Source organism: Trueperella sp. LYQ141 (genome assembly GCF_046599555.1).
Classification (GTDB): domain Bacteria; phylum Actinomycetota; class Actinomycetes; order Actinomycetales; family Actinomycetaceae; genus Trueperella.
The window spans coordinates 15,262-29,407 of sequence record NZ_JBKIWQ010000010.1 but is presented as its reverse complement, the minus strand read 5'-3'; the positions used below and the strand labels follow the sequence as shown (position 1 = coordinate 29,407).

General features: G+C 53.9%; 13 protein-coding genes. 11 read left to right on the top strand and 2 right to left on the bottom strand.

Annotated elements, in window-relative coordinates:
* Nucleotides 1-56 precede the first annotated feature (56 nt).
* From whiA to secG, 5 genes are all read left to right on the top strand, one after another.
* Nucleotides 57-1,037 (top strand): DNA-binding protein WhiA, encoded by a 981-nt coding sequence (whiA, locus tag ACLHIJ_RS07620; protein WP_411296348.1) that lies wholly within the window; start codon nucleotides 57-59, stop codon nucleotides 1,035-1,037.
* A gap of 312 nt (nucleotides 1,038-1,349) precedes the next feature.
* Nucleotides 1,350-2,354 carry a type I glyceraldehyde-3-phosphate dehydrogenase gene (gene gap / locus ACLHIJ_RS07615; protein ID WP_411296347.1) on the top strand — a complete coding sequence of 335 codons (1,005 nt, stop codon included), beginning with the start codon at nucleotides 1,350-1,352 and terminating at the stop codon, nucleotides 2,352-2,354.
* A 125-nt stretch (nucleotides 2,355-2,479) separates the two neighbouring features.
* A complete protein-coding gene (locus ACLHIJ_RS07610) occupies nucleotides 2,480-3,673 on the top strand; it encodes a phosphoglycerate kinase (protein ID WP_411296346.1) in 1,194 nt (397 codons plus the stop codon).
* Nucleotides 3,674-4,450, top strand: coding sequence for a triose-phosphate isomerase (gene tpiA / locus ACLHIJ_RS07605; RefSeq protein WP_411296345.1), 777 nt, complete (start codon nucleotides 3,674-3,676; stop codon nucleotides 4,448-4,450).
* A gap of 117 nt (nucleotides 4,451-4,567) precedes the next feature.
* Nucleotides 4,568-4,813 carry a preprotein translocase subunit SecG gene (gene secG / locus ACLHIJ_RS07600; RefSeq protein WP_411296344.1) on the top strand — a complete coding sequence of 82 codons (246 nt, stop codon included), beginning with the start codon at nucleotides 4,568-4,570 and terminating at the stop codon, nucleotides 4,811-4,813.
* Between the two features lie 248 nt (nucleotides 4,814-5,061).
* Here the strand turns inward: secG and tal are convergent, their stop codons facing one another.
* The gene (gene tal, locus ACLHIJ_RS07595) at nucleotides 5,062-6,159 is read right to left on the bottom strand and encodes a transaldolase (RefSeq protein WP_411296343.1); all 1,098 of its coding nucleotides are present in this window, start codon (nucleotides 6,157-6,159) and stop codon (nucleotides 5,062-5,064) included.
* A gap of 91 nt (nucleotides 6,160-6,250) precedes the next feature.
* Nucleotides 6,251-8,344, bottom strand: coding sequence for a transketolase (gene tkt, locus ACLHIJ_RS07590; protein ID WP_411298867.1), 2,094 nt, complete (start codon nucleotides 8,342-8,344; stop codon nucleotides 6,251-6,253).
* A 107-nt stretch (nucleotides 8,345-8,451) separates the two neighbouring features.
* Here tkt and xerD point away from each other — a divergent pair, with 107 nt between their 5' ends.
* Genes xerD through ACLHIJ_RS07560 form a run of 6 tightly spaced genes read left to right on the top strand, consistent with a single transcriptional unit; the run spans nucleotide 8,452 to nucleotide 14,127 of the window.
* Nucleotides 8,452-9,411 carry a site-specific tyrosine recombinase XerD gene (xerD, locus tag ACLHIJ_RS07585; RefSeq protein ID WP_411298866.1) on the top strand — a complete coding sequence of 320 codons (960 nt, stop codon included), beginning with the start codon at nucleotides 8,452-8,454 and terminating at the stop codon, nucleotides 9,409-9,411.
* A 17-nt stretch (nucleotides 9,412-9,428) separates the two neighbouring features.
* Nucleotides 9,429-10,283, top strand: coding sequence for a ParA family protein (locus tag ACLHIJ_RS07580; protein WP_411296341.1), 855 nt, complete (start codon nucleotides 9,429-9,431; stop codon nucleotides 10,281-10,283).
* A complete protein-coding gene (locus ACLHIJ_RS07575; RefSeq protein ID WP_411296340.1) occupies nucleotides 10,283-11,050 on the top strand; it encodes a segregation and condensation protein A in 768 nt (255 codons plus the stop codon). The genes ACLHIJ_RS07580 and ACLHIJ_RS07575 overlap by 1 nt, the downstream gene beginning before the upstream one ends.
* Nucleotides 11,043-11,594: an SMC-Scp complex subunit ScpB gene (gene scpB / locus ACLHIJ_RS07570; protein WP_411298865.1), complete on the top strand. Its 552-nt coding sequence runs from the start codon at nucleotides 11,043-11,045 to the stop codon at nucleotides 11,592-11,594. The genes ACLHIJ_RS07575 and scpB overlap by 8 nt, the downstream gene beginning before the upstream one ends.
* A complete protein-coding gene (locus tag ACLHIJ_RS07565) occupies nucleotides 11,591-12,346 on the top strand; it encodes a pseudouridine synthase (RefSeq protein WP_411296338.1) in 756 nt (251 codons plus the stop codon). Before scpB ends, ACLHIJ_RS07565 begins: the two co-directional genes overlap by 4 nt.
* Complete coding sequence (locus tag ACLHIJ_RS07560) at nucleotides 12,346-14,127, top strand: prephenate dehydrogenase (protein ID WP_411298864.1); 1,782 nt, start codon at nucleotides 12,346-12,348, stop codon at nucleotides 14,125-14,127. The genes ACLHIJ_RS07565 and ACLHIJ_RS07560 overlap by 1 nt, the downstream gene beginning before the upstream one ends.
* The last annotated feature ends 19 nt before the right edge of the window (nucleotides 14,128-14,146 follow it).

The window sequence follows — 14,146 nt, the reverse complement described above, 5'->3', positions numbered from 1 at the left end:
CGATATATTAACGACTCGTGCGGATTACTTGCGCGTGTGAACTATGAGGAGGATGTATGCCCGCTCTGACTGGACTCGTGAAAGACGAACTGTCGACGGTTGTTCCGCAATCCACCTCGTCGCTATCTGCAGAAGTGGCGATCATATTCCGATTCTCTGGTGGTCTGCAGATCAATAATGGTGTCGTATCACTGCAGGCAGAACTTGAGCATCCGGCGGTTGCTCGCCATTTGTGCGAGCTAATCAAGCGGCTTTTCAGTATCGACGCCGATTTGGTAGTTGTGCAGAATCCGGTTCGCCCAGGTAATACCTATGTGGTGCGTATTACGACCAACGGGGAGCGTATTGCTCGCCGTTTAGGCCTGCTTGATCCGCATGGTCGTCCAGTTCGTGGTATCCCGCCGCAGATCGTTGCGGGATCGAAAGCTGATGCTGCTGCCGCGTGGCGTGGAGCGTTCCTTGCCCGAGGAAGCCTCATCGAACCTGGTCGTAATTCTTCTCTGGAAATCGTGTGCCCCTCCTTAGAAGCGGCCTATGGCATTGGAGGTTTGGCTCGTCGGATGGGAATTCCGTATCGGGCACGGGAGGCTCGTGGCGCTTTCCGCATCGATATTCGAGAAGGGGATGCGATCTCCGATATGTTGACCCGCATGGGCGGTAACGACGCAGTGCTGCGATGGGAAGAGCTGCGCACTGAACGAGAAGTATTGGGGCAGGCAAACCGATTAGCGAATTTTGATGACGCCAATATGCGCCGTAGTGCAGATGCGGCAGTAGTTGCGGTTATTCGAGTAAAGCGAGCCTTTGAGATTCTCGGTGATGATATTCCGAAGAATTTACGAGAAGCTGGGGAGTATCGCATCGAGTATCCGGATGATTCGCTTAATATGCTGGGAGATCGTCTCAAGCCGCCGGTGACGAAGGATGCGGTCGCCGGGCGTCTGCGTCGGCTCAATACGATGGCTGATAAGCGTGCTGCCGAATTAGGTATTCCAGATACGATGGAAGCCGTTAACCGGATGCAACGCGGGCAATAAGTTCCGAGAGCGCAGGTAAGCGCTTTTCACGATAAGAGTACCTGTTATCTGCATGCGGTGCGCTTGCCGGTGGATCTGGCTCGCGTATCCTATGAGCATTACCAGTCAAAAGTGATATTTCATGAGATCGGCTATTTTGCTGAGTGTGAAACACGCGGCAGCAATTGCCTAAGGTCCCTATAGTTCACGACCTTTTCGAGGTAGAATCGGTACGAAACGATGGGCGTCAGTGAATACGCTGAAGTCATCGTTGCGGGAGATTCCCGTTCAGATATCGACGACGTGTGGCACGTCCACACTAGGAGGACAAGAGTGACCATTAAGGTTGGAATCAACGGATTTGGCCGCATCGGGCGTAACTTCACCCGTGCAGCTCTCAAGAAGGGCGCCGATTTTGAAATCGTGGCAGTGAACGATCTGACCGATAACAAGACGCTCGCTCACCTGCTCAAGTACGACTCAATCCTGGGCACGCTCGAGGAAGAAGTGACGTACACCGATGATGAGATCAAGGTTGGCGATCGCGTTATTAAGGCTCTCGCAGAGCGCGAGCCAGCCAAGCTGCCGTGGGGCGAGCTCGGCGTTGATATCGTCATCGAGTCCACCGGTCGTTTCACCGATGCTGAAGCAGCCAAGGCACACCTCGAAGCTGGTGCAAAGAAGGTTCTCATCTCCGCTCCGGCGAAGAATGAGGATGTCACCATCGTTATGGGCGTGAACCACGAAGATTACGATCCGGAGAAGCACAACATCATCTCCAACGCTTCGTGCACCACGAACTGCTTGGCTCCTTTGGCTAAGGTTCTTAACGACGAATTTGGCATCATCAAGGGTCTGATGACGACGGTTCACGCATACACCGCCGATCAGAACCTCCAGGATGGTCCGCACAAGGATCTGCGTCGCTCGCGTGCAGCCGCGCTGAGCATCGTTCCGACCTCCACCGGCGCCGCGAAGGCTGTTGCTCTCGTGCTGCCCGAGCTGAAGGGCAAGTTCGATGGTTACGCACTGCGCGTTCCGACCCCGACGGGTTCGGCCACCGATCTGACCTTCGAAGCAGAGAAGGAAGTCTCGGTTGAGGCTATCAACGCTGCTGTGAAGAAGGCTGCTGAGGGTCCGCTCAAGGGCATCCTGGTTTACACCGAGGATCCGATCGTCTCCAAGGACATCGAAGGTCACCCGGCTTCCTCGATCTTCGATGCTGGTCTGACCAAGGTTATCGATGGCCAGGTTAAGGTTGTCTCTTGGTACGACAACGAGTGGGGCTACTCGAACCGTCTTGTTGACCTGACCGAACTGGTCGGCTCCAAGCTCTAAGATCACATCAACAGTGCCGTCAGAGTGCCCGCACATGAAAAATGTGCGGGCACTCTCTCAGAAAGCTGTGGTCATTGTGCCAAAGTCGGCATAATGGCACTACCTAACCTGTAAGGAGAAAGCATTTGAGGACTATTGATTCGCTCGGCGATCTTGCCGGCAAGAAAGTATTTGTGCGTTCGGATTTCAATGTTCCGCTTGATGACGAGAAGAACATCACCGATGATGGCCGTATCAAGGCCGCGCTGCCGACGATTACTCGCCTGGTTGAAGCCGGGGCACGCGTGATTGTTGCTGCCCATCTTGGCCGTCCCAAGGGGCAGGTCAAGCCAGAGTTCTCGCTTGCTCCGGTAGCTAAGCGCTTAGGGGAGCTGCTTGGTAAAGAAGTGAAACTTGCCGAAGATACCGTCGGTCCGTCGGCCAAAGAGCTCACAGCAGCTATGGAAGATGGCGACGTCGTCCTGTTGGAAAACGTGCGCTTTGATCCTCGAGAAGACTCTAAAGATGATGCACAGCGCGAAGAGCTGGCCCGCGAATATGCCGCTCTTGCTCAAGCCTTTGTTTCTGACGGCTTCGGTGTAGTGCATCGCAAGCAGGCTTCCGTATATGACATCGCCAAGGAACTGCCATCTGCGGCGGGCGAATTAGTGTTCAAGGAAATTGATTCCCTGTCGAAGGCCACTAAGGATCCCCAGCGCCCTTACACGGTTGTGCTTGGCGGTTCGAAGGTGTCCGATAAGCTCGGAGTGATTGACAACCTGCTCGATAAAGCCGATCGTCTCCTCATTGGAGGCGGCATGGCCTACACATTCCTTAAGGCAATGGGCAATGAAGTCGGCACGTCTCTCCTAGAAGAAGACTTCGTGGAGAAGGCAGCAGAGTATTTGACGAAAGCAAAGGAAAAGGGCGTTAAGCTCCTGCTGCCGGTCGATAACGTTACTGCGCCAGAATTCAATGCAGATGCAGCAGCCTCCATCTACGATACCGGCGAAATGCCAGAAGAAGAGATGGGCTTGGATATTGGTCCGCGCACACGCGAACTGTATGCCAAGGCGATTACTGAATCGCAGACGATCGTATGGAACGGTCCTATGGGCGTCTTTGAGTTCCCCGCATTTGCTAAGGGAACGATGGCGATCGCAGAGGCTATGCAAAACGCAGACGGATTCACCATTGTTGGTGGTGGAGATTCCGCGGCTGCTGTACGCACTCTCGGTTTCGACGAAGAAAAGTTCGATCACATTTCCACCGGCGGCGGTGCCTCCCTCGAATATCTCGAGGGCAAGGAGCTGCCGGGTATCGCAGTTCTGGAGGATTAAATGACTCGCACCCCATTGATGGCTGGCAACTGGAAGATGAACCTCGATCACCTTGAGGCAACGTCGTTGGTGCAGAAGCTGGCATGGACGTTGAAAGACCTCAAGCATGATTTTGCTACGGTGGATACCGCAGTGATTGTTCCATTCACTGATATCCGCTCTGTGCAGACTCTGGTTGACTCTGAAGAGTTCGACATTAGCTACGGTGCTCAGGACGTCTCCATCCATGAGAAGGGGGCATACACCGGAGAAATCTCCACTGCTATGCTCACCAAACTGGGCTGTACCTATGTTGTTGTCGGTCATTCCGAGCGTCGCGAATACCACGGTGAAACCAATACACTAGTTGGCCAGAAAGCGAAGAAAGTGCTTGACGCTGGCATGACTCCGATCATGTGCTGCGGTGAAGCTCTGGATATCCGCAAGGAAAACAAGCAGGTGGAATACGTTCTCGGGCAGATCGCCGAGATGCTTGATGGTTTATCTGAAGCCGAAGTAGCAAAATCGGTCATCGCCTATGAGCCGATCTGGGCTATCGGAACGGGCGAAGTAGCTACCCCGGAAGATGCTCAGGAAGTCTGCGGCGCCATCCGTGAAAAGATTGCGGAACTCTACGATCAGGCAACTGCTGATGCAGTGCGTATCCAGTACGGTGGCTCGGTTAAGTCCAGCAACGTCAAGGATATTATGGCTCAGCCCGATGTAGACGGTGCCTTAGTGGGCGGTGCTTCTCTGGATGCTGACGAATTCGCCAAGATCGTCACCTACCAGGCCTAAATTCCGCAGATAAAGCGAGAGAGCTATCACATAAGGGGGCTGATATACCATATCAGCCCCCTTATGTACCGTAGACTAGAGCAGGAATTTTCGGTTCAGAGAAAGTCGTGATTCACAGTGAAGGTGCTTCTCATTATTTCGATCGTATTGCTCGTCATTTCGAGCTTGCTCTTGATCGCGTCGATCCTATTGCACAAGGGTCGAGGCGGGGGCATCTCCGATGTTTTCGGTGGTGGTATTTCCACCTCGATGCGCTCCTCTGGCGTAGCAGAACGTAACTTGAATCGCATCACCATCGTTGTCGCGTTAGTGTGGCTGGCTTCGATTGTGATGATTGGGCTTATTACCAAGGTTCAATACTGACGCTTCAGTAGCAATACCGTAAACGATAATTGGTGGGCGGGTGATCTGCACAGATCACCCGCCCACCAATTATCTATATGTAAACCGCTGTTGTGGGGCATATAGGAGCAGTTCGCTATTTTGTACCCAGACGCCCCACAACAGGCAGATGATCACCTTTTCGATCATCCATAGCGGCACAGAACAGCACATGTTAGGTAGGGAAGAGCCATGCGAAAACGAGAACGATCCGGCACAGCTCCTACACCTCAGCGCATTTCATCGTGGACCGTTTGAATGAGATCCTCCCATGCCACTTCAAATTTCTCTACGCCCTCGTCCTCTAACCTGTGGCACGTCCCCGGTAGATCAACTCCCAGCAAGGTTAGCTGGTGAAGCGTATTATGTGCCTGCTCAATAGCTGGCTGGACAGTATCACCAGCATGCAGATCGGCGTGATCCTTAACTGCCCATAAAGTCGCTTCCGGCATCGTGTTGACCACCGCAGAAGTCACCAACTGATCCACATACATCGTCGGAGAATAAGCTGGATTCTTCACTCCGGTTGAGGCCCACAAGAGACGCTGCAAGCGTGCCCCCTGATTAGCGAGCGTCTGGAACCGATCTGAGGATTCTACGTCGCGGAACACCTCATACGCGGTACGTGCCGATGCGATGGCCGCTTTGCCACGCATGGCCAAGGCACTAGGCCCACCAATTTCCTCAAGTCGAGCATCAACTGCAGTATCAACCCGAGAAATAAAAAACGACGCCACTGAATGAATCTGCGATAGATCCCGCCCCGCCCGCGCGGCCAGCTCCAGCCCCTCAAGATAAGCCTCAAGAACCTCACGGTAACGCTCTATCGAGAAAATCAACGTCACATTGACAGAAATTCCAGCCGCGATAGTCTCCCGAATTGCGGAAAGCCCCTCGGTCGTCGCCGGAATTTTAATCATGACATTCTTGCGGTCAACCCGTTCATACAGCTCCATAGCTTGCTCAACGGTTTGTGGGCCGTTATGCGCCAGACGCGGATCTACTTCAATCGAGACACGACCATCAACGCCATCCGTTTGCTCATACGTCTGAGCGAAAAGATCGCAAGCCTGGCGAACATCCGAGGTGGTTAATTCTGTAATAATTGCCTCTGCGTCCAAGCCCTCCTGAGCTAGCCGACGAATATCATCCCGATAATCATCAGCATCAGAAATGGCCGCTTGGAAAATCGCTGGATTCGTCGTCACTCCAACGACAGCATGATCGCGAATAAGCTCTGCCAAATTTCCGCTTGTTAACCGAGCGCGCGAAAGATCATCAAGCCAGATCGACACCCCGTGCTCACTCAACTCATGCAGCTTACTCATATTCTGAGGTCCTTTCTTTACTGACAGGTGGTATATGATGACGCCGCGGAGCCAATACCAAACAGACTCCGCGGCGTCGCCTCAACACATATTAGCGAGCGGCATCAATTGATTCTTTAGCGGCAGCAGCAACATTCTCTGCGGTAATGCCGTACTTCTTCATCAATAGATCACCAGAGGCAGACTCGCCGAAGTGATCGATACCGACGCAACGACCAGCATCACCAACAAGGGCCTTCCAGCCGAACGTCGATCCTGCTTCCACACTGACCCTGGCTCGAACCTCGGAAGGAATAACGCTTGCGCGGTAGGCTTCATCCTGCTCCTCAAACCATTCCAAACACGGCATGGAAACAACTCGAGCGCCAATGCCATCTTTAGCGAGCAATTCGCGGGCGTCAAGAGCAACGCTAACCTCAGAGCCACTTGCGATAAGCACGACATCAACCTTGGGGGCATCTGCCAAGACGTAGCCGCCCTTGAGGACGCCCTCTGCCGAGGCATACGTATCGCCTTCTGCTGGCCCATCACCGCGCGCAATCACCGGCAAATTCTGGCGAGACAAGATCAGACCAGCCGGACGATCGCTCCGCTCCAAGATGCCGCGCCACGCCTGCGCCGTTTCGTTACCGTCAGCCGGACGAACGATATCCAATCCAGGAATCGCCCGATATGCCCACAGGTGCTCAATCGGCTGATGCGTCGGCCCATCCTCGCCCACGCCAACTGAATCATGAGTCCAGACGAAAATCGACGGAGACTTCATGAGAGCAGCTAACCGCACAGGTGGGCGCATGTAATCAGCAAAAACAAAGAATGTTGCACCATAGCAGCGGGTCAAACCATGCAAAGTAATGCCATTGATGATTGAGCCCATACCGTGCTCGCGAATACCGAAGTGCAGGTTTCGCCCAAACTCGTTACCCGAGAACATTTGCGAAGAACGATCCGCCGGAAGGAAAGACGGCTCACCATTCATATAGGTATTATTCGAACCAGCCAAATCAGCCGAGCCACCCCACAGCTCCGGCAGAACATCCTTGATTGCGTTAAGGACTTTACCGGAGGCAGAACGAGTAGCAACAGATGAGCCTGCTTCAAAGACGGGAAGTGCTTTCTCCCAGCCAGCGGGCAATTCGTGTGCGCACAAGCGGTCGAGAAGCTCTTTCTTTTCCGGATTCTTTGCGGCCCAGGCATCGAAGGATTCCTGCCACTGAGCACGCACCCGCTGTGCCTTATCGGCAGCCTGACGGCGAGTATGCTCAAGGACTTCCGGATCAATGTGGAAAGTCTTATCGGGATCCAAGCCGAGAAGCTCCTTCATCGCGCGGATCTCCGCATCGCCGAGGGCCGAGCCGTGAGCTGCGCCGGTATCCTGCTTAGTCGGTGCTGGCCAGGCAATAATGGTGGACAGGCGAATGATGGACGGCTTATCAGTGACAGACTTCGCCTCTTCGATAGCGTTAAAGAGGGCTTCGAGATCTTCGTGATACTCTCCGCCACCACGCCAATCAACGTGCTGGGTATGCCAGCCGTATGCCTCGTAGCGCGCTAGGACGTCCTCCGTGAAAGCAATCGTGGTGCGATCCTCAATTGAGATGCGGTTGTCATCCCAAATTAAGATCAGATTGCCAAGCTTTTGGGTGCCAGCCAGTGAGGACACCTCAGATGTAACGCCCTCTTGCATACAGCCATCACCAGCGATGGTGTACACAAAGTGGTCAAAGGGGCTCTGCCCGGCCGGAGTATCGGGATCAAGCAAGCCATGCGCACGACGAGCAGCCATTGCCATGCCTACTGCTGAGGCCAAGCCCTGACCCAACGGACCTGTTGTGATTTCAACGCCCTTGGTGTGGCGGTATTCCGGATGGCCTGGGGTCAACGATCCTGCAGTGCGAAGTGCGGCAATATCTTCCATCTCCAGCCCGTATCCGGCCAAGAAAAGCTGGACGTATTGGGTAAGCGACGAGTGACCAGCGGATAAGACAAAGCGGTCACGACCGAGCCACATATCGTCGGAAGGATCGTTGCGCAGCACCTTTTGGAACAGGAGGTAAGCGGCAGGGGAGAGCGAAATTGCCGTACCAGGGTGACCATTACCGACTTTTTGCACGGCGTCAGCGGCCAGTGCGCGCCCGGTATCGACGGCCTTCTGATCGAGGTCGCTCCATTCAAAGGTTGTCATCAGTTCTCCTTTATTTTCGTCAGTGAAAAACACGCTGGGGTGATGCGCCCTGCATAGGATTAGCCTAGCGTGTTAACGTGCCTAAAGAGGTGACTAAAGTGCGAAATGTGGGGAGTAATCTCAAGGCGGATGATTCCACCGCGTTATTTGAACGCGACATCCGCCAGTATCTGGCGCATTTAAGCGTAGAACGCTCGCTATCGCCGAATACGATAGCTGCTTACCAGCGCGATCTGAGCCACTACGTCAATCATTTATGTGCCCGTCAACGACACGCCTTTGCCGAGGTAACAGCCGAGGATGCGGCTGCCTTTGTGGATTATCTATGCGGGGCAGACGGGCGCAAACCGATGGCTGCATCCTCTGTTGCGCGCATGGTTACCGCCATTCGCCGCTTACATGAGTTTTTATTCGCAGAAGGCCGTACTCCCAGCGATCCCACAACAGATCTGCATCCTCCTAAACAAGGGCAGCGTCTGCCGAAAGCTATCACCATTGACCAGATGACCCAGCTTTTAGATACTGCCAGCGCGTCAGATACACCAATATCGCTGCGCGACCGCGCCCTATTAGAGATTCTCTATGGCACAGGTGCTCGTATCTCGGAGGCAGTGGGATTGACTGCCGATGATATTGATTTAACGACAGCCAGTATTCGACTCTTTGGTAAGGGTCGCAAAGAGCGCGTCTTACCCTTAGGCAGATATGCCATTGACGCAATAGAGGCATACCTGGTGCGCGGTCGGCCAGCACTAGCCTGCCGCGGGCGCGGCAACACCGCTATTTTCTTGAATAAACGCGGCAACCCACTCACTCGGCAATCGGCATGGATAGCCATTCACGCGATCGCTGAGCGTGCTGGAATACCTGGTATTTCTCCGCACACATTCCGTCATTCCTTTGCCACTCATTTATTACAAGGCGGGGCGGATGTACGCATAGTGCAAGAGATGCTCGGCCATTCCTCGGTGACTACCACACAGATATACACAAAAGTCACCCGAGAGACGTTACGCGAAACATATATTTCGGCCCATCCCCGTGCCATGCATACCTCGGGGGCGTAATCCGGTAGATTAGATATGTGACACCAGTACAGACAGATCTTTTCAATGAACTAGATCCGGAGCGTGACTTCCCGCTACCCGGTGACCTCAACACGCATGGGCCAGCTCGGATTATCGCCATGTGCAACCAGAAAGGTGGCGTCGGAAAGACGACGACCTCCATCAATCTTGCGGCTGGTCTTGCGGAATACGGGCGGCGGGTTTTAGTGGTCGATTTTGACCCTCAAGGAGCGGCATCCGCCGGTTTAGGCGTCAATACGATGGCGCTGGACCGCACGCTATATAACGAAATGGTGGCCACGAAACCGGATGTCACCCGTATTATCCATCCTATTTCCGAAAACCTGGATCTATTGCCGGCGAATATCGAGCTATCGGCGGCGGAGATCCAGCTCATTAACGAGGTCGCGCGGGAGCAATCCCTTATGCGGGTTCTGCGTCCAGTCCTCGGGGAATACGACGTTATCATCGTCGATTGCCAGCCCTCTTTAGGCTTGCTGACGGTGAATGCGCTGACGGCTGCTCATGGCGTCATTATTCCTCTGGAAGCAGAGTTCTTCGCTATGCGCGGCGTCGCGTTGCTGGTGGATCAGATTGAGCGCGTCCAAGATCGGCTTAACCCGCAGTTGGAAATTGATGGCGTGTTGCTGACGATGGTTGATACTCGCACACTTCACGCCCGCGAGGTAATCTCCACAATTCGGCAACAGTTCGGTGATCGCGTATTCGATACGCAGATTCCGCGAACCGTCCGTTTCCCCGACGCGACGGTAGCTGCGGAACCGATCACCAGCTATGACCCGAACTCAAAGGGCGCGCAAGCCTACTTGCGCCTAGCTCGGGAGCTTATTTCGCGAGGTGGTGCGCCGTAGTGAGCGCGCCGATTCGCGAAGATCTGTTTAGCTCTGATGAGTTCGCAGTTGATCTCGATGTGTTTTCGGGGCCTTTTGCCGTCCTGCTATCGCTGATTACCAAGAAAAAACTTGATATTACCGAGATTGCCTTAGCAGAGGTAACAGACGAATTTCTGGCTTTTATCCAGGCGCAAGACGACGCAGATATTTCCCAGCTCTCACAGTTTCTCGTGGTTGCAGCCACATTGCTTGATCTGAAAGCGGCGCGATTGTTGCCCCACGATGAGGACGAGGAAGAAGATCTCGAATTATTGGGGGCGCGCGATGTGCTGTTTGCAAAACTATTGCAATATCGGGCGTTCAAAGACGTATCGATGGATATTGCCCAGCGGTTATCTGAGCAATCTCTGGCCTATGCTCGGATCGTCCCAATGGAAGATGAATTTCGCGCATTATTACCAGAAGTGGAGTTGCCGTTGACGGTCGTGGATTTGGCGATCTTGGCAGCACGTCCGTTCACTCGTCAGCCCACCGAAGTCATGATGGACCATCTTCACGATCCACTCGTCCCGGTAGATACCCAGGTGGCATATCTGCGCCAACGGTTAGTGCGAGGAGATCGGGTGAGTTTTACGGAGTTGTGCCGAGACGCCCGCTCAATCCCCACAGTCATTTCCCGATTTTTGGCACTCTTAGAACTGCTGCGTGATCGCGAAATTCGAGTGGAACAAGAAGGGCCGTTGCAACCGTTATTTGTCATTCGAGTAGGAAAAGACGATGAATAAATTTCAACGTGGGGCACTGGAAGCGATCCTTATGGTGGCGCCAGAGCCGGTATCTGTTACGCGGCTTGCACAGGCGATTGAAGCCAGTGAAGCAGATACTGACGCTTTATTGCGTTCCATGCAAGCACAGTACTGTGCTGATGAGCGGGGATTTCAGCTTCGAGAAGCCGCGGGCGGCTGGCGAATGTATTCTGATCCGCGATATGCCCAGATCGTTGGGGAATTCGTCACTGCCGGTCAATCAGCCCGACTATCGGTTCCCGCCTTGGAGACTCTCGCAGTTATCGCCTATCGTCAGCCCATCACCCGAGCACAAATCGCCGCAATTCGCGGGGTAGAGGTGGATTCAGTGGTGCGCACCTTGGTCACTCGCGGATTAGTGGAGCAGGTGGGAACGACCGCTGCAACTGGCGCTGGGTTATTTGGCACAACCGCACTCTTTCTTGAGAAAATGGGGATGAACTCGTTAGACGAGTTAGCACCTTTGGCGCCCTACCTGCCAGATGACGCCATATTAGACGATATTGAAAAGGAGATGCGATGAGCCGCACTGCGCACAATGTGCATGAACCAAGCGGGGAACGCTTGCAGAAAGTTCTTGCCCATGCCGGAGTAGGATCGCGTCGGGCGTGTGAGGAACTCATCGCCAGTGGGCGAGTGAGCGTCAATAATGTTATTGTTCGTCAGCTAGGTATCCGCGTCGATCCGGAAACTGCCATCATTCATGTCGATGGTAACCGAGTACAGCTTGATGATTCCAAGGTGACGTTAGCGCTGTATAAAGAACGTGGCGTCGTTTCTACAATGAACGACGATCAAGGTCGCCCGTGCCTGGCCCACTATGTTGCTGATCGCTCGCAACGGCTTTTTCATGTGGGGCGTCTTGATGTGGATACCGAAGGTATTTTATTGCTGACCAACGACGGGGAACTGGCACACCGGCTTACCCATCCATCCTTTGAGGTATCTAAGACGTATATCGCTCGGGTAATGGGGGCGGTTGCTCGGGGTCTGCCGCGTGTTCTGGAAAATGGGATCACCTTGGATGATGGGCCGATTCAGGCTGATCGGGTTGTTATCCGAGAGGTAGGCGCGAAGTCATCCATTATTGAAATAACGCTACATTCTGGCCGTAATCGCATTGTGCGACGCATGTTGGAAGAGGTCGGGCATCCGGTCATTGAACTGGTGCGCACTCAATTTGCCAATATTCCTATTGGGCGGTTAAAGCCGGGGCAGGTGCGTACTGTGGGTGGTTCCGAATTGGGCGCGTTAATGTCCCTGGTGGATCTGTAATGGAAGCCTTACTTACCCCGTCACCAGTACTTGTCATTGGTGCTGGATTGTTAGGGACGTCCATTGCATTGCGATTGCGCCGAGCAGGGGTGCAGGTCTTTTTAGAGGATGCCTCTCCTGTTGCCGTGCAGCTTGCGCATGATTTAGGTGCTGGCAGTTGCGCTGCCGCAACTGATCCGCAGCTCGTCATTGTCGCGGTCCCACCGGATGTGACAGCTCGAGTGGTGTGCCATGCCTTAGATCGTTTCCCGCAAGCTGTGGTGATGGATGTGGCGTCGGTGAAAACCGTTATTGCTCAGGAGATTGCCACACATGCGCAGGCGAATCGCTGGATTGGTTCACATCCGATGGCAGGTCGGGAGCGCTCTGGAGCGATCGCAGCAGATTCGGATTTGTTCGTGGGGCGTCCGTGGGTAGTTATCTCGGATGAACGACACTCGGCGCATACTCGTCAGATAGCTCGCGGTCTTGTCATTGATATGGGCGCGACTCCGATTGAGCTAGATGCACAGGAGCACGATCAGGCTGTTGCGCTGATCTCCCACATGCCTCAGATAATGAGTTCTTTGGTGGCGGCCGCACTGTGTGAGGCACCGTCGCATGCTTTAGATTTAGCTGGGCAAGGTTTGCGGGACGTGACGCGCATTGCCGAATCTGATCCGTTGCTGTGGACGGCAATCATCCAGGGGAACCGACGTGAAATCGTGCGGATTTTACAGGATATTCATGCCCGTCTGGTAGCGGTGATTGCGGGGTTAACCGCAGAACCGGCTCGGTTAGATCGTATTTCTGCGGTGATTGCTGACGGGAATCGCGGAGTTGGGCGGATTCCTGGTAAGCATGGTGGCGCCCGTGCGCATTACGGTGAGGTCACGGTACTTATTCCCGATGAGCCAGGAATGCTCGGTCGGCTATTTGCTGAGATTGGCGAGATCGGGGTCAATATTGAAGATGTCGAGATTGAACATTCGGCACGTCAGCCAGTGGGTCGGGTTATTATTTCCGTACACCCGCATCAGGTTGCCCCATTGGAACGGGGTCTGGATTCGCGAGGATGGCGAGTAGTGATGAGTGAAACGAAAGCGGCGTTAGTTATTGCCATTGATGGCCCATCAGGGTCAGGAAAATCAACAGTGGCGAAAGCGGTTGCACATCGACTTGGCTTGGCATATCTGGATACGGGAGCAATGTTCCGTGCGGCAACCTGGTGGGCATTGCATAACGGGATTCCGCTTTCGGATCACGACGCTGTTGTAGCTGCTGTATCCGAGATGCCGTTAGCTATTGAACTGGATCCGTGTGCTCAGCGTTTTATCTGTGATGGTGTCGATATTACGGAGGAGATCCGTACTTCTGCGCTATCAAAGGTGGTTTCTCAAGTGGCAGTTAATCTGGCGGTCCGAGCTGAATTAGCGCAGGCTCAACAAGATATTATCGCCGCTGAACAAACACCTGCGGGATATGCAAACGGGCGCGGTATTGTTGCGGAAGGTCGCGATATAACGACGGTTGTTGCTCCGCAAGCGCCGGTACGAGTGTTACTGACAGCTTCAGAGCAGGCTCGGTTGGCTCGCCGCGCGTTAGAGAATCAGGGATCAGCCGATGAGCAGGCGATTGCTGCAACTCGCGATGAGATCATTCGTCGCGATCAACAAGATTCGACCGTGTCGAACTTTATTACTGCCGAAGATGGTGTCGTCACGATAGATTCGTCAAACCTCACAATTGATGAGGTCGTCGATGCTGTTATTTCCTTGATTCCGGAGAAGTACCGTGACTGAAGAATTAGATGACCGCCGC

Coding starts and splice junctions, on each gene's coding strand:
- whiA (WP_411296348.1), top strand. CDS start 57: ATGCCCGCTCTGACTGGACTCGTGAAAGACGAACTGTCGACGGTTGTT.
- tpiA (WP_411296345.1), top strand. CDS start 3,674: ATGACTCGCACCCCATTGATGGCTGGCAACTGGAAGATGAACCTCGAT.
- tal (WP_411296343.1), bottom strand. CDS start 6,159: ATGAGTAAGCTGCATGAGTTGAGTGAGCACGGGGTGTCGATCTGGCTT.
- tkt (WP_411298867.1), bottom strand. CDS start 8,344: ATGACAACCTTTGAATGGAGCGACCTCGATCAGAAGGCCGTCGATACC.
- scpB (WP_411298865.1), top strand. CDS start 11,043: ATGAATAAATTTCAACGTGGGGCACTGGAAGCGATCCTTATGGTGGCG.
- ACLHIJ_RS07565 (WP_411296338.1), top strand. CDS start 11,591: ATGAGCCGCACTGCGCACAATGTGCATGAACCAAGCGGGGAACGCTTG.
- ACLHIJ_RS07560 (WP_411298864.1), top strand. CDS start 12,346: ATGGAAGCCTTACTTACCCCGTCACCAGTACTTGTCATTGGTGCTGGA.